This is a genomic window from Paenibacillus sp. Y5S-9 (assembly GCF_036894235.1).
Taxonomy (GTDB): Bacteria; Bacillota; Bacilli; order Paenibacillales; family Paenibacillaceae; genus Paenibacillus.
Map to the genome: position 1 here is coordinate 491,560 of NZ_CP145887.1, position 17,123 is coordinate 508,682.

A 17,123-nucleotide genomic window follows, 5' to 3' on the forward strand; every position below is an offset into this window, starting at 1 on the left:
GAATGAAAAATCTAACGAATCTCAGCGGCGTTATTATGCAAAAAACCTTCAACGAGACCTTGAATTTTAGATAATTACCTATAATAACGTCTCTAGGATTCGTTAGATTTCAAATATCCTGAAATGCAGATAAATAGCGTGTGCTAGGTTCGCTAGAACAGAGTAACGCTACAAAAAAATGTCCATCGCCAATTCATGGCGGTGGACATCTCAATCTCTATAATAGGTATTCTATTTCTGATTCTAATTCTCAGGTTCAGGCCTGCATCGACACATAACTGTTAAGTCGCTGTATCTACCACATATTTGTTCTGCCATTGATACGTGATCACGCTAATAACAAGCAGGCCAACTGCAAAGATCGCAAGCATCCATGCAGATTGATTAACCGCCAGATGATCCAGACTCCATCCCGTGGTCAAAGGCAGAATGGCACCGCCAACCCCACCTGAGGCAATCAAAATACTGGGTGTGGATTCTTCGGTTCCGGGCAGCAGTTTACTGGCGAAGACAAGGGCAATAGAGAAAATGCCTGACATCGCAAGTCCAAGCAGCAAGATGATGAGAAATGCAGACCAGATTTGGTTTGTAAATGGAAATACCATTAACAAAAGAACAGATGCGAGACAACTGTACAGAACGTAGACGCGGTATTGGAATTTCTCTGCGACATACCCGGCGAAGAGTCGTCCTACGGACATGGCAATCCAGAAACAGGTGACACTAAGCGCTGCTCCGGCTTCTTTCATGTTCATTTTCTCAATCAGAATCGCTGGCATGAAGTTCGCAAGACTCATCTCGGTGCCAACATATAGGAAGAAGAACAGGACGAATAACACCAGAAGAGTTCTGTTACGGCCACGATAGGTTGGACTGGGCGTACTTGCAGATGCGGGATGCATCTCACCCGATGTCCCAGCGGTGTGGGCATGTACTGAACTTTTATTTGAACTCTGTCGCTCCAGAAACTTATCGAGTTCACCGAATGATCCTTTTGCCCAGAAAACAAAGGTCAGCGCTGCGCAGATCGCAACAACGAGAAAGGAAAGGCGCCAGTATCCGGCAGCAATCAGACCGCTGGCAATGAGCGGCATGACCATCGCTCCGATCCCAAATAACACTTCCAGTCGACTCATGGCAACGGCTGTATTGTCTTTGATTGCAGCGATGATAATGGTACCAATGACTGCTTCAACCATTCCGAACCCAAAGCCGGCAGCGGGTGCAATGACGAACATCCAGCCCCATGGTGGCAGCAGCATATAGGATAATTCTGCAATACAGAGCAACGCTGTGGCGATTAACAGGCCCCCGCGTTTACCAAAGCGTCTGTTCAGCCATGGAGATAACAATACACCACCGAGGAATCCGGCAAATTGAGCAAAAATCAGCGTTCCGCCTTGGCTATAATCTTTGCCGTAATGTTCAAGTGCAACCGGTAGAATGGAACCGAGCACAACGTGGGCAAGTCCAATCAGGAAATAGGACAGACATCCGATCCAAAGTAATTTTTTCATAAAGAACTCCTTCTACTTATATACACAAATTGAGGATCACAATAAAGCGCAATCTTGAAGACAAAGTCTATCATAACAGGACGTGTTAAGTTGTGCCATGAATTCCTGATCGATACAAAAGGTTGCAATTTGGTCCGGCGTTCATATATACTGAGACACAACAATTACAGATCGGACCATGCCGTTGAAGAGAATCCAACTCGGAGGCGTTTTCGCCAGGGGAGCGATATTTCCCCAAGTTAACCGGAACCGCCCGTTATCGCGGACCAAGAGGCTGGAAGCAGGATATCCTGATTCAGCAAGTTGGGTGGCACCGCGAGCAGAGCGCTCCTCGTCCCAAGGGATGAGGGCGCTCTTTGCATTTTTACAGCCAAAGGAGACGGTGACCATGTTGGAAATGAAGTGGATTCGTGCACATGAAGAAGAGGTTCAGGCGGCAGCGGACGGGAAAAAAATTAATATCAGCATTCGCACATTGCTGGAGCGGGATGAGGAACGCAGAGCACTTTTGCAGGAATCGGAAGAAGGGCGCAGATTGCGCAATACGTTATCTGCAGACATTGGCAGACTCATGCAAGCTGGGGATCGGCAACAGGCTGAGGGTTTGCGGGCCCAGGTGAAACAGCTCAATGAACAGTTGGAACAGGTGGAAGCGAGGCTGGCCCCTGTGCAGGAGGAAGTAACCAAGCTGCAATGGCTGGTACCCAATATCGTATCCCCGGATACCCCCAATGGCTCGTCGGATGCGGATAATGTAGAGCTGCGACGTGTGGGAGAGGTGCCAACGTTCGAGTATAATACCAAAGATCACGTGGAACTTGGGGAGTTGCATGATCTCATCGATATTCCCCGTGGAGTTAAGATTGGTGGTACACGAAGCTATGTATTAAAAGGCGCTGGTCTGTTATTACATCGGGCAGTACAGCAACTTGCCTTGGATCTGTTGCTGAAGCATGGGTTTACACCAATGGAGGTACCGCTGATGGTCAGGGAGGATGCACTGGTGAACACCGGATTCTTCCCAACCGGTCGAGATCAGGTCTATGAACTCGAAGGGGAGAACAAGTGGCTGGTGGGAACTTCTGAAGTGCCGCTGGTATCGTATTATGCGGATGAGATTGTTGATGTTCAAGAGCCTGTGAAGCTGGCCGCGGTATCGACGTGTTTCCGCAGTGAAGTTGGCTCCGGCGGACGTGATGTACGCGGATTGTATCGGGTGCACCAATTTGCCAAAGTTGAGCAGGTCATCCTCTGTGCCCCTGATGCGGAAGAATCGGAGCGCATGCTGCAAGAGATTACAGGACACGCTGAAGAATTGCTGCAATTATTGGAACTGCCGTATCGTGTTGTCGCTGTATGTACCGGGGATATGTCGCAGAAAACGTACAAACAGTATGACATTGAGACCTGGATGCCAAGCCGCGATGCATATGGAGAAACGCATTCGTCGTCGAATCTGCATGATTTTCAGGCGCGCCGTTCGAATATTCGTTGCCTGGATGCCGAAGGTAAGTTGGCCTATTGTCACACGCTGAATAATACGGCCGTAGCGTCGCCGCGTATCCTGATACCTTTGCTTGAGAATCATCAGCAGGAGGATGGAAGCATTCGCATTCCGGCAGCCCTGCGGCCCTATATGGGCGGGGCCGAGAGCTTGATTTTGCCAGAGCAGGATGAAGTGAAGTAGAGAGGTTAGGTAACGCTCTAGTAATTCAAAAAGGGGATGTTCCAAACGTCATGTTGCATGTGACGATGGACATCCCCTTTTCAACTGAAATAGTATTTACATAAACCAAGCTCCTACTATGTTGGGCTAGATTCAAAGGTTTTTATAACGATTACACGCTGATCTCATGAATTGTTCAAAGACTCCCACTTATGTTATTCAACTTTATGCAATTCGTATCCGATATAATATAATAGAAGTAAAATATTGGATTATGGGAGTTGGAAATTAAAAATGAATAGAATCAAACTGGCGCTTCGAGGCACGCTTGCTCTAATTATGGCATTGACCGTACTAGTCCCTTCGTTGGCCTTGGCGGCTACCGGTGACGTGAAATCGATTGAAATAACCAATAACAGCCCGCAGAAGATGAGTGTTTCCGAAACAGCTGCGCTTCAGGTGATGGCAACGGTAGAAGGTTTTGATAACAAGCAGGATGTTACCGAGGGCGTGACTTGGTCCACCAGTAATGCAGCGGTTGCGACGATGGTGAAAGGCAAAGTCAAGGCTGTAGCCGCAGGCGAAGCAACCATTTTTGCAGAGGTAGACGGGGCTAAAGCCCAGTTGGTTGTCCAGGTGCAGGAGAAGATCAAAAGCATCAAAGCTTCACCGAAATCCTACAGTTTTGTAAAAGGCAGTGAAAGCAACCTTCCGAAAGTAAGCATTACCCGTGCGAATGGTAAGGAAGAGGATGTGACGTCTGAGATTGTGTGGTCCGTATCCACTTCTTCGGCTGTGCTGGAAAACGGTAAAATCAAAGGCGTTACACCTGGCAGAGTATTGCTGCAAGGCAAATATGGAACAACGATCGTGAAAGTCCCCGTTGCTGTGACGGATGAGATTACCAAAGTTGAAGTCACTCCTGCCACAATGCAGCTGAACATCAAGAAGTCCAAAGCGTTGAAGGTGATCGGCACCTACGCGAATGGCAAAACCATTAACCTTTCGAAACAAGTGATATGGACCTCTTCCAATACAAATGTAGCTATCGTGAAAAATGGAGCAGTCAAAACGCTGACTGAAGGACAAGCGACCTTGACAGGAATTTATCAAAATCAGACAATAAAGGCAGAGGTTACCGTTGTACCTTTGCTCAAAAAGTTGATTACAGGGCAGAAAAAACTGGTTTTATCCCCACAGGGAAGTACAACGCTGAGTGTGATGGCACAGTATGATACTGGCAAAACCACTGTTGTGACGAACAGTGCGGTGTGGAGCAGCACAAAGCCGGGCGTAGCGACAGTAACAAATGGCAAGATCGTGGCTGTAGGCAAAGGTAAAACGTCTATCACGGCCAAGTGGGGCAACAAAAAAGTGACGATCCCTGTGACGGTAAAATAAATCTTCATATAATGAAGTGCTTTGCATCAATTCAAAGATAAAATCAGTACATGACACGTTAAAATCATCAATATCATCAATGTAACAGACAACTAGGGGCGTAGACATACGCTCCTTTTTGGATATATAGAAATATGTATCTGAAATGCCTTCTGCTTTAACAACTATATAAGGGGATTGGATGGGATGAAAATGAAAGCATCGATTATAAGCTCAGACGCTAACTCTAGTGATCTGGCTTACCTGAAATATCTTCTTTTATCCCTAAGTTCCACACTTACATTTCAACGGAGTACTACGATTGAGCGCATGAAGCAACGCACCTATGAAAAATACAGAGAAGGTTACCATTTAAAATGTCATGGTGAAGAGGAGGTGCCTGAATGAAAGATCCAATGCAACCGGAAAACTGGCCTGCCTGGGCGACAGAGTCGGTAGAGATTGCTCCGGCCAACCCCAATTGGGATGCGCAGGCTCAGGATGAAATCCGGCAAATCAAACACTTTTTACAGCAGTTTAATATCCATCAATTCGAACATATTGGAAGCACGTCCATTCCAGGGTTACCCGCCAAACCCATTATTGATCTAATGGCAGAGGTACAGTCATGGGACGACATGGATTTGATTGCCGATCAGTTGAATCCGTTGGGCTGGAACTATGTTCCGCCTGAACTGGATGGCCGGGATTATAGACGATTCTGGGTGAGAGTTAAGGATGGCAAGAGAGCTGTGCACCTTCATCTTATGCGCCCGGGAGAGGACCGTTGGGATCGTCAAATTCGGTTTCGGGATGTGCTGAGAAAACGCCCAGATCTGGTGGAAGCTTATGCCGTCCTGAAGATGAAGCTTGCTGATGAGAATAAAGAAGACAGGGAATCGTATACCGCTGCCAAAACGCAATTTATTTTACAAGTGCTTGATGAAGGCGTGTGATTGATTGAAAAGCGTACTTATCAGAGACAGGCTGATCTATTTCTTCGCAGTCATGATGACCATGGCGGCAGGGCTCGCATCCAGACACTATGGTGAACGATTGCCGGGTTGGGTGCATGAACATTTCGGGGATGCATTATGGGCGGGCATGATTTATTTCGGAGTACGCATGGTGTGGCCTCATCGCAGCTTGGTATGGGCGATGTGTTTGAGCTGCGTATTCAGCTGGATGATTGAGTTCTCACAGTTGATTCAGACGCCTTGGCTGATTGAGATACGCTCAACCGTATGGGGTGCTCTTATTTTGGGACATGGTTTTCTGGTAATCGATCTGATTCGATACTCGGTCGGTATTCTGTGCATGGTTATGATAGATCGTTATTTCCTGAGAAATAAGATGGCTGGATCCTGAATTCAAGTGAATCATGGAGGTGCGCTGATGAATGTAGAAAAACTTTTTGCCGAATCGCCCGAATTCGAAACACAGAGGTTAAAGCTTAGACGCCTTGCGATGGATGATCTTGAAGATTATTATGCATTTGCCTCTGATCCGCTAGTGAGTCAGCAAAGCTTGTGGAACTGCCATGAGTCAGTGGAGGATTCAATTCAATATATTCAGCGAGTACTGGATAATTATGAACGAAAAACGGTACATATCTGGGCTTTTGTTTTGAAGGAAACAGAGACCTTGATCGGGAGGGGTGGCATTTTTCATCTCAACGAACCCATGCAGAGTGCTGAACTGGGGTACGCGATAGCCAGCAGTCAATGGGGTAAGGGGCTTGCAGCAGAAGCGATGCAACCTATCGTGGATTATTGCTTTCGGGAACTGGACTGCAATCGGCTGGAGGGAAAATGTAATGCAGGCAACATAGGCTCTGCACGCGTAATGGAGAAGCTGGGCATGTCGTACGAAGGTTTGATACGCAAACAGTTGAAGATCAAAGGTGTATTTACAGATCAAAAATTGTACTCCCGTATTCGGGATGATCTATAATACTTCCAATGACACATAGGGTACATCGCAGAAATTGAAGGAGGCGGAACCATGATCTATAGTATTATTTCCCGTTCGTTGTGGGAGCAAGTGTCAAAGGGGAGTGAGTATGCACCAGATAGCCTGGAGACGGACGGATTCATTCATTGTTCCACCAAGGAACAGATCCCATGGGTAGCCGGGCAATATTATGCAGGCCGCACGGATCTATTATTACTTAGTATTGATGAGAAGGCGTTAAAGCCAGAGTTGGTATATGAGGATCTCTACGAATTGAATGAGCTATTTCCACATATCTATGGAGAACTCAATCTGGATGCGGTTCGCAAAGTCATTCCATTTGAACCGAATGCAGACGGCACATTCTCATTTCCTGAATAAATAACATGTGACGCTTCTGTTTGGACGTGATCAGGGGACAACATACTTTTCCGAAGGGTGGTTAACGGATGGATATGAATCAGGTTTTTCTGGAGACAGCCGAGAAACAATTCCTGTATTACAAGCAGCTCGGGGAAAAAGCTATGGCACAACTGGATTCCGAGCAATTGTTTCAATCCTGGAATGAAGACGCGAACAGCATTGCGGTTATCGTAAAACATCTATGGGGCAATATGCTGTCCCGTTGGACGGATGTACTGACAACAGATGGTGAGAAACCGTGGCGTGAACGGGACGCCGAGTTCGTGAATGATATTTCTTCCCAGGAAGAGTTGCTCGTCAAATGGGAGGAAGGCTGGAATTGTCTACTCGAAGCCATTCGTTCGTTTACCCCGGAACAATTGTCTCATATCATATATATTCGGAATGAAGGTCATACCATTATGGAGGCCATTATTCGGCAATTAGCACATTATCCGTATCATGTTGGGCAGATTGTATTTGCCGCGAAAATGCTCAAAGAAACAGCTTGGGACAGTCTCTCCATTCCGAGAAACGGGTCTTCTCAATATAATGGCGGCAAATTTGCCAAGCCGAAGGCACGCAAACATTTTACAGAAGATGAACTTCATATAGAAAAAGGTGAGGAACAACAATGACTCAAATTGCATTGATTCGCCATGGAAGCACAGCGTGGAATAAGGAAAAACGTTCACAGGGCCAGACGGATAATCCGCTGGATCAGGATGGAAGGGAACAGGCTGTTTTACTTGCTGCTAGACTCGCCGAAGAATCCTGGGATGCCATCTATGCAAGTGACTTGGAGCGCGCAAGTGAGACGGCTCGCATCATCGGTGATCGCTTGGGGATTCAGGAAATTCATCTGGACCCTAGACTCCGCGAGATGGGCGGAGGACAGGTCGAAGGAACGACGGAAGAGGAACGGTTAGCCAAGTGGGGAGTGGACTGGAGTACTCTGGATCTGGGACGTGAGCTTGCAGATGCAGGGACTGTTCGAGGCAGTGCTGTGCTTGAGGATATTGTACAGCAGCACCCCGATGGAAGAGTGATCGTTGTCAGTCATGGGGCCGTCCTGCGGAACACACTGCGAGGTCTGGTGCCTGAACTGGATATCAGCGTGAAGCTGTCCAACACATCCATTACTCGGATTGTCAAAAAAGATGATACGTGGCAATGCGAACTGTACAATTGCAGCGTGCATTTGGATTCGTCCAGGGAGTCTTAATAGATGGATGCTCTGATATTAAAACAAAAATTACAGCATATTCAGTCGTCTAATCATGCCATTGATCACGAGGAACAGCCTTACGAATTGGCACTGCATATGATGAAACATATTGGCAGTACTGACCCTGTCCTGCGGGATGAATTGATCTATGTTACGTTTGCAACATGGATTGGACAAGGTGTATTTTCGGAAGATCAGCTAAGGCATGTGTTGCAGTTGGCGCTGGACGATCAGCACCTGTTCTATGGGATCGGAGAGCAGGGAACGGATAGTGTGTTTACGCGGACATTCTCCGTATTGTTACTGCCTCCCATTCTGAATGTGGATCGTGAGAAGCCTTTCCTGAACGAGGAGGATATCGCAGGGATTCATCATCGGTTGACTACATATCTGGAATGCGAAAAAGATCTTCGCGGCTATGCCGATGAGAAAGGCTGGGCGCATGCCCCTGCACACGCGGCGGATGCGGTTGAAGATCTGGCACAGTCGCCATATCTGAAGCAGGCGGATCTTTTGGAACTTTTGCATGCAATCAGTCTGAAAATAACCGAATCAAGTGAAGTTTACATCCACGATGAAGATCAGCGAATAGCGCATGCCGTAACAACCATTCTGCGTCGCAATCTGTTGGAGCAAAAGGATATTACGGCGTGGATCGATTCCCTTCATCAAGGGGATATGGCAGTGAACAGATCATTTCTGGAAACCAGTCATAGGAGCCTGAATGTGCGTCTGTTTTTGCAGACACTGTATCTTGCGATACGTACAGAAGAAGATGAGCCGTTTCCGGCGGTTCGTTCACTGGTACTGCAGGCACTGGAGAGAGATAAATAACGATACGCTAAACGTGTGGATAAGGGGGAGATGGCGCATGACCGAATTGACGTATGCATGGACAGAGGAGATTTTATCTCCGCTGGGTGAGGCAGCGGTTATCATCCAGTGTGGAGATCAATTGTCTGACGCTGTGCAGCGCAGAGTGATGTCTGTATGTGCTTTGCTGGAAAAAAGCACTTTGCTAGCCATGATCGAATGGGTGCCTTCATATACATCCGTTACAGTATTTTATGATCCGTTCATCTCCCCGTACCCCGAGTTATGCCGTATTTTGCTTCAGCAGTTGAATCAAATGAAGGAATCCATACAAGACAAACCCAGAACGGTCACGATTCCCGTATGTTATGGTGGCGAGTGGGGGCCTGATCTGGACTACGTTGCCAGTGAACATGGACTGACCCCAGAAGACGTTATTGCGATTCATACATCCGGGGATTATCTCGTACATATGATTGGATTTGCACCGGGTTTTCCGTATCTCGGCGGGTTGTCTGAACAGATTGCTACGCCCAGACGGGCAACGCCAAGGCTTCGGGTTGAGGCGGGTACAGTAGGTATCGGTGGCAAACAGACGGGAATCTATCCGGTGGATACACCCGGGGGATGGCAATGTATTGGACGAACGCCACTCCGGTTGTTTCGGCCGGATGAGAACGTACCGAGTTTGCTGGCAGCAGGTGATCGGGTTCGATTCGAACAGATTACGATGCAGGACTATCTGGCGTTGAAGCGGAAGGAGGGCGAACGATGAGTATTGAAGTGATTCGCCCTGGTCTGTTATCTACCGTTCAGGATGAAGGCAGAACCGGCTATCGCCGGTATGGTATTCATCCTGGCGGGGTCATGGACACCTTTGCAGCCAGAGCAGCCAATATGCTTGTGGGCAACTCCCGACATGCGGCAGTGCTAGAGTTGACGATGACGGGGCCGGAGCTTCGATTTCAGGAGAGCCAGCTCATCTCATTATGTGGGGCCGATCTGACGGCAACGGTGGATCATCTGCCTGTACCTTTGTGGCGTCCCGTGCTGGTGCAGGCTGGAAGTGTACTGAAGTTTGGTCAATGTCGTCATGGTTTGCGTGGATATCTGGCGATTGCGGGTGGAATAGCTGTGCCTGAAGTGATGGGCAGTCGAAGCACAGACCTCAAGACAGGTCTTGGCGGTATGGATGGGCGAGCCTTACGCGTGGGGGATCTGTTATCCATAGGTGAACCTTCTGGTGAAGCGCAAGGTTGGATGCAGCGTATGGAGCAGCAGGTAAAGGAGAGTGAGCGGGATCAACGATTTTTGGCCCCTGCGTGGTTTTTATCTGAACGTGAGAGACCTGACTATTATGGGAGATCTGTTATTCGTGTGATGGAGAGCAAGGATAGTTCGCTGTTCAGTGAGGCAAGTCTGGGACAATTCTATGCCGAAAAATACGTGATCTCTCCGCAATCCGATCGGATGGGCTATCGCTTGCAAGGCTCCAGACTGGAGCTGGATCAGGCCCTGGATCGGCTGTCAGAAGCCGTTACCTATGGCACAGTGCAGGTGCCACCTGATGGCCAGCCCATCATCTTGATGGCGGACCATCAGACGATTGGAGGTTATCCTGTCATTGCACAGGTAGCTCGGGTGGATATACCTATCCTGGCTCAGGCTAGGCCAGGAACCCAAATTTCTTTTAAAAAGATTATGCATGATCAAGCTGGACAGTTGTATATGCAACAGGAAATCAATATGCAGCTCATGGATAAGCTGATACGCAGAAGAATGGCAGGATTGGAGGGCGCTTAATGAATAACCCGAAAACCTTGGATATCAATTGTGATCTGGGCGAAAGTTATGGTATATATCGCACTCTGTCTGACGAAGCCATTCTACCCTTGATTACATCAGCCAATATTGCCTGCGGGTTTCATGCAGGAGACCCGGCTACAATGCGGCTGACGGTGGAGAGGGCATTGGAGCATCGCGTTGCGATTGGGGCCCACCCCGGGTTGCCGGATTTGCAAGGGTTTGGCAGAAGACGTATGGACATTACCCCACGGGAAGCATATGACATGGTGGTATATCAGATGGGTGCGCTGGATGCCTTTGTCCGTGCAAGTGGGGGGCACATGCATCACGTAAAACCACATGGTGCCTTATACAATATGGCCGCAGAAGATGCGAAGCTTGCTGAAGCCATCGCCGAGGCGATCTATCAAGTAAAGCCTGACCTGTATTTGTATGGTCTGGCGGGCAGTGAGTTGATTCACGCTGCGGATCGCATCGGTATGCGCAGTGTGAGCGAGGTGTTTGCAGATCGAACCTATGGGGCGGATGGTAAGCTAACCTCTCGAAGCCAAGCAGGAGCTGTCATTGAAGAGTCGGGACAAGCGATTGCTCAAGTACTCCAGATGGTGAAAGACGGCGTGGTTGTATCCACGGACGGTACGCTGGTTCCCATTAAGGCAGAGACGGTCTGTATCCACGGTGACGGAGCGAATGCTCTCGCATTTGCTCAAGAGATTCGTCGTGTGCTGGAATCGGAAGGCATTAAGTTATCCACGCATACAGCTGGATGATACGCCTGTTCAGTAGAACAATAGTAGTATCAGGTTGTTCGGATTGAACTTTGAAATCTTGGAATGACAAGGAGTGAATGAACAGAATGAAACCCATACGCAACTCGGCGAAAGCTGTCATTGTGCAGAATGGACAATTGCTGGTCATCCGGCTGGAAGATCAATATGGTACTGCTTATGTGTTCCCAGGTGGAGGACAGGAGAAAGGTGAAGAACTCAAGGATGCGGTCGCGCGCGAATGTCTGGAGGAGATTGGTCAGGCCGTGAACGTGGGAGAGCTGTTACATATCCGGGAGTATATCGGAAAAAATCATGAATTCGCCGAGTGGGATGCAGACATCCACCAGGTTGAATTTTATTTTGCGTGCAGCCTGATAGATCCGGAGGCAACCGTTTTTGAAGGCTCCAATCCAGACGACCACCAAGTCGCTGTGGAATGGATTGCACTTGAAGAGCTGTCCCAGATTCGTTTATATCCAAAAACAATTGGCGAATTGCTTCTTAAATCGGATTCTTCATCAATCTATCTTGGAGATCTGAATTAAATCAGCGATGAAGAATTTAAGCGATAACCCCTTTATGTAAACAATTTTATAAAGAACTTTTCCAATTTTGTCACGTTAGCGTATCGGTTCATGGATTCACCATAGGTGAGGTGGGTACACTATAAGTACAGGCTTATTACAAAAGCATTTGCATTAAGCTGTCTATAGTAATACGAGAATAATGAACTGTCATTAAACACAAAGAGGTAGTAACAACTACACTACTCTTTGTACTTTTATTATTCACACTTAATTGGAAGAACGGTAGACGTAGTGGAGGGGACGGAATCGATTCTGAGGAAGCGAAGCGTTCGCCTTTATCACCGGATTTTCCCTTTGAGAAAAGGGAATCAAAAAAATCTGGGGATAACAGCGATCCAAAGAACGATCCGTACCCGAAACGGCCGCCTACAAGAGTCCTTCCAATATACCTCCAAAACCGAAAGGAGCACTTCCCATGAACCAGACTGAATTGGAACAAAACATTGTAAAAGCATTGGAAAACAACCCTTTTTGCAGCTTCTCAACTGTGGAGAATGGTAAACCGAAATCCCGCTATATGGCGCTTTTCAACGATGGACTGAACATTCATCTGGCAACGAACCGCCGTACACACAAAGTAGAGGAACTGGAGAATAATCCGAATGTTAGCCTGCTACTTGGTTACGAGGCTGGTGGTTCCAAGGAAGTAGTTGAGATTGAAGGAACCTGTGAAGTGACAAAGAACGAAGGTTTGCGTGAGCAAGTGTGGAACGATGAACTGAAGGCGTGGTTCGATGGACCTAATGATCCGAACTATGTCATTCTGGACATCACCCCGACTCGTATTGAATACACAGGGAAAGATCATGAGCATCATGTGTGGGAACAATAATCCGAATATGAAAATAACCTCTGCAAAGTAGCGTCCTTATGCGAAAATACGCGCAGAGTTTAATCCAACCGTGAAAGCCCTTAAGGTTTCACGGTTTTTGGTATGGATGAATAACGCTTAATTGGATTTACATGTAAGACACGTGTAATATACGTATTTTAAAGATAATAAGCACTATATACCTACTAAAATGTTGAAAAAAATGTCGAAATCACGCATGATAATGTAAACTCGCCTATGTATGTGCGGGTAATGTAAAAAATAATGCTTTTCAATGTCTGAACATTGCGTTATGATTTGGAATGTAAACGACAAGCACAGACATAAATAGATGTTCATGTGAGATAAACTTACCTGAAATTCCGATGCATGTCATCAGAGCGTCAGTACGCACAACCCATGAAATCTATCTTTTTTCTGCGCTCTTCGTTTGCCCATTAATGCATGATTCAATGTACATAACCGGGAGGGGTTATTTTGAAGACGAGTAAAAAAGTATTATCAAGCCTGACTGCCGCTTTGGTTGCATTAAACGTGCTTGCGGTGTTTCCAGTACCTGTATCGGCTGCGGATGCTGCCAAGGTAAAACTGCGGATCATGGAAACCACAGACATTCATACCAACCTGGTTAACTATGACTACTATTCCGACAAAGAGACAGACCAGTATGGACTCGCCAAAACAGCTACACTGATTAAGAAAGCCCGTGACGAGGCGAAGAACAGCCTGCTGTTTGATAACGGGGATCTGATTCAGGGGAATCCGCTGGGAGACTACTCTGCGAAAATTGATCCACTGAAAAAGGGTGAGACTCACCCTGTATATAAAGCGATGAATCTGCTCGATTATGATGCAGGTAACATCGGTAACCATGAGTTCAACTATGGTCTGGACTTCCTGGACATGACGCTGGAGGGAGCGAACTTCCCTTACATTAATGCCAATGTTTATGTAGACGATGGTGATGATGATGAGACAAATGACAAGAACTATTTCACACCGTATGAGATTTTGGATAAAAAAGTAACGGATGAGACTGGCAAAGAACATACGATCAAAGTAGGTGTGATCGGATTTGTACCGCCACAAATTATGCAGTGGGACAGCGCTAACCTTGAAGGCAAAGTAATCGCCAAGGATATTATTGCTACCGCGAAAAAATTCATTCCGAAAATGAAGGCCGAAGGTGCCGACATTATTGTAGCTATTCCTCACTCCGGATTTGAGGAAATTCCTCAAACGGATCTGATGGAGAACTCCGTACTGTATCTGAGCCAAGTTGAAGGCATTAATGCCATTCTATTTGGACATGCCCACAAAGTGTTCCCAAGTGCTGATTTTGCCGGCAAAAAAGGGGTAGATCTGGAAAAGGGCACCATTAACGGCGTTCCTGCTGTAGAGCCAGGATTCTGGGGTGATCACCTGGGGATTATTGATCTGGATCTAGAACAAGTGGATGGCAAATGGAAAGTGGTCGATTCCAAAACGGAAGCACGCCCAATCTATGACACAGCGGGCAAAAAACCATTAGTAGAGGCTGATCAGGACATCATTGATGCGGTTCATGAAGAGCATGAAGGTACATTGGAGTATGTTCGTGGTCCGGTGGGCGAAACGACTGCACCTATCAACAGCTTCTTCGCTCTGGTTCAGGATGATCCATCCATTCAGATCGTAACGAATGCACAGAAATGGTATGTCGAAAAACATATGCAAGGTACGGAATATGAGAAAATCCCTGTATTGTCCGCAGGTGCACCATTCAAAGCCGGTGGACGTTCAGGCGCTTCGTATTACACGAATATCCCTAAAGGCACCATTGCGATCAAAAACGTTGCTGACTTGTACGTGTATCCAAATACGGTACATGCTGTAATGGTTAACGGCGCAGAACTGAAAGAATGGCTGGAATGGTCTGCAGGCCAGTTCAACCAGATCGACCCGGCTAAAGGTGGACAACAACAACTGATCAACAATGACTTCCCGACGTACAACTTCGATGTTATCGATGGTGTAACGTATCAGATTGATGTGACCCAACCAGCCAAATACGATAGCAAAGCTACGATTGTTAATGCATCTGCAAGCCGGATCAAGGATCTGAGCTTTAACGGCAAACCGGTTGACCCAGCGCAAAAATTCATCGTAGCGACGAATAACTACCGTGCTTCTTCGTCCAAGCTGGCTAACCCGGACGGCAAACGGATCGTTCTGGCTGCACCGGATGAGAACCGTCAAGTGATCATCGACTACATTCGTGAAAATAAAACGATTAATCCGGCAGCGGACGGCAACTGGTCCCTGGCACCAATCAAACCATCTGCTGGTGTAACCGCAGCAGCGCTGAACGATCTTGAAGTTGTGTTTGCTTCTTCTCCGGATGCGAAAGATCTGGTTGAAGCGAACCCGGCGATGTCATTCATCGGTACAAACAATGAAGGTTTTGCAGAGTATGGCTTGAAACTGACAGGTGAAGCAACGACAACACCTGAAACAGGTGCGGAGCCAGCTCCAACGCCTAAACCAACGCCAACACCGACGCCTAAGCCACAACCTGAGAAACCGGCAACCAACAACAAGGTTGTATATGTAGTGAAAAAAGGGGATAACCTGTACCGCATCGGTTTGAAATATGGTGTGGACTGGCGGAAACTTGCGACAGCTAACAAGATCTCAAATGTGCATAACCTGAAAGTTGGACAGAAAATCGTGATTCCCGCTTCTTAAAGTTTAATAAGCTGAGGAGGAGACCGACAGTCATCAGACTGCCGGTCTTTTTTTCTGCAAATTTGAATATATTTGTTCCAAGAACCGTCATACAGGAAGTCATCAAAACAGTAGAGATTAATTTTAAGACCCATGATATAATATTTACAAACTTTGGGTATATACAAGTGAACATTAATGGACATGGAATCTAAATTGGCAAGGGGGGTCCTACATGAATTGCAGTGGCTGCAGTCCAATCTATCCTATAGAGGGCCAAGGTACCTTGTACTTGCGTCCCATTTCCCCCGCTTTGCTGGAAGCGCTACAAACGCTACAAACGCCGGGAAGACTTATCGAGACGTCGAATGACATGATGTGGATGCATTTTTCGAATCTTGAGACAGTTCAGAGCTTAATAGAAGAGATCGGCGAAATTGATCCGACATTACGTGATTCCCTAACTGTTCAGATTATGCCTATTTACGAACAGGCTAATGAAGAAAGCTGGATTAGTCTAACCATGCAGGAGTCCCGTTTCAAACATGCGGAGCTTGTTTCCATTATTCTCGAGCATCAATTCAGCAGTCATATGCAACCCATCGTTGATGCATCGGAGCAGATTATCGGATATGAGTTTTTGCTTCGTCCTGCTGAGAATGGAAAATCCTTCAGTTCCTATGAATTATTTGAAGTTGCGCGTGAGACTGGACTACATTCTTTTCTGGATCGATTGGCGCGTATTACTGCTATTGAGACCAGTGCCCTTTTTCTGCCGCATGGTGTCAAACGCTTCGTAAATTTTCTGCCTTCCTCCATATATAATCCCGAATATTGTCTGACACATACGTTTGAAGCGATTGAACGTCTTTCGCTGGACCCTAAAGATTTTGTGTTTGAAGTCGTGGAAACAGAGCAGATTCAGCATATGCCCATCTTGCAGCAAATATTTGAGGTATATCGTTCTCGTGGAATGTCGGTTGCACTGGATGATGTGGGTGCCGGATATTCGACAATAGAGTTGATGAATCGGTTAGAACCGGATTTTGTCAAAATAGATCGAAGTCTTATTGACCGTTGTGATCAGGATTCGACCAAACAACAGAAAATTCTTCATATTGTTGAGATGTCGAGTCGATTTGGAGGGCAAGTCCTTGCCGAGGGGATCGAACGAATGGAAGAGTTTGAATTCTGTCGTTCCATAGGTATTGAGCTTGCACAGGGCTACTATTTTGGTAAACCCTCGGCAAAACCCCCAAGCGGTCCATACTCCAATACTTCATCTAATTCATGGAATAATTAGTAACCTGTACCTTGTACAAGTCGCTTCTGATCAGAGGTGGCTTGTTTGGCGTGCATGCACATTTTTCTCTCAAATAAATACCCTCATTTAGCCGATATATAAGATAAGCCTTTGAGATTGATCCATACATACAAAGAAAGAGGGCATTTTTACATTTTGA

At 46.8% G+C, this 17,123-nt stretch carries 18 protein-coding genes; 17 read left to right on the forward strand and 1 reads right to left on the reverse strand.

What is annotated here, in order from left to right; all coding sequences use genetic code 11:
• Window positions 1-281 precede the first annotated feature (281 nt).
• Complete coding sequence (locus tag V6669_RS02340) at window positions 282-1,517, reverse strand: MFS transporter (RefSeq protein ID WP_338590342.1); 1,236 nt, start codon at window positions 1,515-1,517, stop codon at window positions 282-284.
• A gap of 388 nt (window positions 1,518-1,905) precedes the next feature.
• On the opposite strand from V6669_RS02340, the gene serS reads away from it, so the two are divergent.
• The 17 genes from serS (at window position 1,906) to V6669_RS02425 (ending at window position 16,963) form a co-directional block, all read left to right on the forward strand.
• Window positions 1,906-3,204 carry a serine--tRNA ligase gene (serS, locus tag V6669_RS02345; protein ID WP_338590344.1) on the forward strand — a complete coding sequence of 433 codons (1,299 nt, stop codon included), beginning with the start codon at window positions 1,906-1,908 and terminating at the stop codon, window positions 3,202-3,204.
• A 273-nt stretch (window positions 3,205-3,477) separates the two neighbouring features.
• On the forward strand, window positions 3,478-4,584 hold the full coding sequence (locus V6669_RS02350; protein WP_338590346.1) for an Ig-like domain-containing protein: 1,107 nt from the start codon (window positions 3,478-3,480) through the stop codon (window positions 4,582-4,584).
• Window positions 4,585-4,770: 186 nt separating this feature from the next.
• Window positions 4,771-4,971, forward strand: coding sequence for a hypothetical protein (locus tag V6669_RS02355; protein ID WP_036673178.1), 201 nt, complete (start codon window positions 4,771-4,773; stop codon window positions 4,969-4,971).
• Window positions 4,968-5,519, forward strand: a complete 552-nt coding sequence (locus V6669_RS02360; protein WP_338590349.1) for a GrpB family protein — start codon at window positions 4,968-4,970, stop codon at window positions 5,517-5,519. The genes V6669_RS02355 and V6669_RS02360 overlap by 4 nt, the downstream gene beginning before the upstream one ends.
• Before the next feature lie 4 nt (window positions 5,520-5,523).
• Entirely contained in the window at window positions 5,524-5,931 is a 408-nt protein-coding gene (locus V6669_RS02365; RefSeq protein WP_338590351.1) for a DUF2809 domain-containing protein, read from the forward strand.
• A gap of 27 nt (window positions 5,932-5,958) precedes the next feature.
• A complete protein-coding gene (locus tag V6669_RS02370; protein ID WP_338590353.1) occupies window positions 5,959-6,516 on the forward strand; it encodes a GNAT family N-acetyltransferase in 558 nt (185 codons plus the stop codon).
• A gap of 51 nt (window positions 6,517-6,567) precedes the next feature.
• On the forward strand, window positions 6,568-6,897 hold the full coding sequence (locus V6669_RS02375) for a DUF952 domain-containing protein (protein WP_091038169.1): 330 nt from the start codon (window positions 6,568-6,570) through the stop codon (window positions 6,895-6,897).
• A gap of 68 nt (window positions 6,898-6,965) precedes the next feature.
• Complete coding sequence (locus V6669_RS02380) at window positions 6,966-7,556, forward strand: DUF1572 family protein (protein WP_338590357.1); 591 nt, start codon at window positions 6,966-6,968, stop codon at window positions 7,554-7,556.
• The gene (locus tag V6669_RS02385; RefSeq protein WP_338590359.1) at window positions 7,553-8,143 is read left to right on the forward strand and encodes a histidine phosphatase family protein; all 591 of its coding nucleotides are present in this window, start codon (window positions 7,553-7,555) and stop codon (window positions 8,141-8,143) included. Before V6669_RS02380 ends, V6669_RS02385 begins: the two co-directional genes overlap by 4 nt.
• A gap of 3 nt (window positions 8,144-8,146) precedes the next feature.
• Window positions 8,147-8,980 carry a DUF2785 domain-containing protein gene (locus V6669_RS02390; protein ID WP_338590361.1) on the forward strand — a complete coding sequence of 278 codons (834 nt, stop codon included), beginning with the start codon at window positions 8,147-8,149 and terminating at the stop codon, window positions 8,978-8,980.
• A gap of 37 nt (window positions 8,981-9,017) precedes the next feature.
• Entirely contained in the window at window positions 9,018-9,734 is a 717-nt protein-coding gene (gene pxpB / locus V6669_RS02395) for a 5-oxoprolinase subunit PxpB (RefSeq protein ID WP_338590363.1), read from the forward strand.
• Entirely contained in the window at window positions 9,731-10,762 is a 1,032-nt protein-coding gene (locus tag V6669_RS02400) for a biotin-dependent carboxyltransferase family protein (protein WP_338590365.1), read from the forward strand. The genes pxpB and V6669_RS02400 overlap by 4 nt, the downstream gene beginning before the upstream one ends.
• Entirely contained in the window at window positions 10,762-11,535 is a 774-nt protein-coding gene (locus tag V6669_RS02405; RefSeq protein WP_338590367.1) for a 5-oxoprolinase subunit PxpA, read from the forward strand. The genes V6669_RS02400 and V6669_RS02405 overlap by 1 nt, the downstream gene beginning before the upstream one ends.
• Before the next feature lie 86 nt (window positions 11,536-11,621).
• Window positions 11,622-12,080 carry an NUDIX domain-containing protein gene (locus tag V6669_RS02410; RefSeq protein ID WP_091038181.1) on the forward strand — a complete coding sequence of 153 codons (459 nt, stop codon included), beginning with the start codon at window positions 11,622-11,624 and terminating at the stop codon, window positions 12,078-12,080.
• Between the two features lie 457 nt (window positions 12,081-12,537).
• Window positions 12,538-12,954: a pyridoxamine 5'-phosphate oxidase family protein gene (locus V6669_RS02415; protein WP_074093246.1), complete on the forward strand. Its 417-nt coding sequence runs from the start codon at window positions 12,538-12,540 to the stop codon at window positions 12,952-12,954.
• A gap of 477 nt (window positions 12,955-13,431) precedes the next feature.
• Window positions 13,432-15,681 carry a bifunctional 2',3'-cyclic-nucleotide 2'-phosphodiesterase/3'-nucleotidase gene (locus V6669_RS02420; protein WP_036673194.1) on the forward strand — a complete coding sequence of 750 codons (2,250 nt, stop codon included), beginning with the start codon at window positions 13,432-13,434 and terminating at the stop codon, window positions 15,679-15,681.
• 214 nt (window positions 15,682-15,895) lie between these two features.
• Window positions 15,896-16,963: an EAL domain-containing protein gene (locus V6669_RS02425; protein ID WP_338590373.1), complete on the forward strand. Its 1,068-nt coding sequence runs from the start codon at window positions 15,896-15,898 to the stop codon at window positions 16,961-16,963.
• Window positions 16,964-17,123 lie beyond the last annotated feature (160 nt).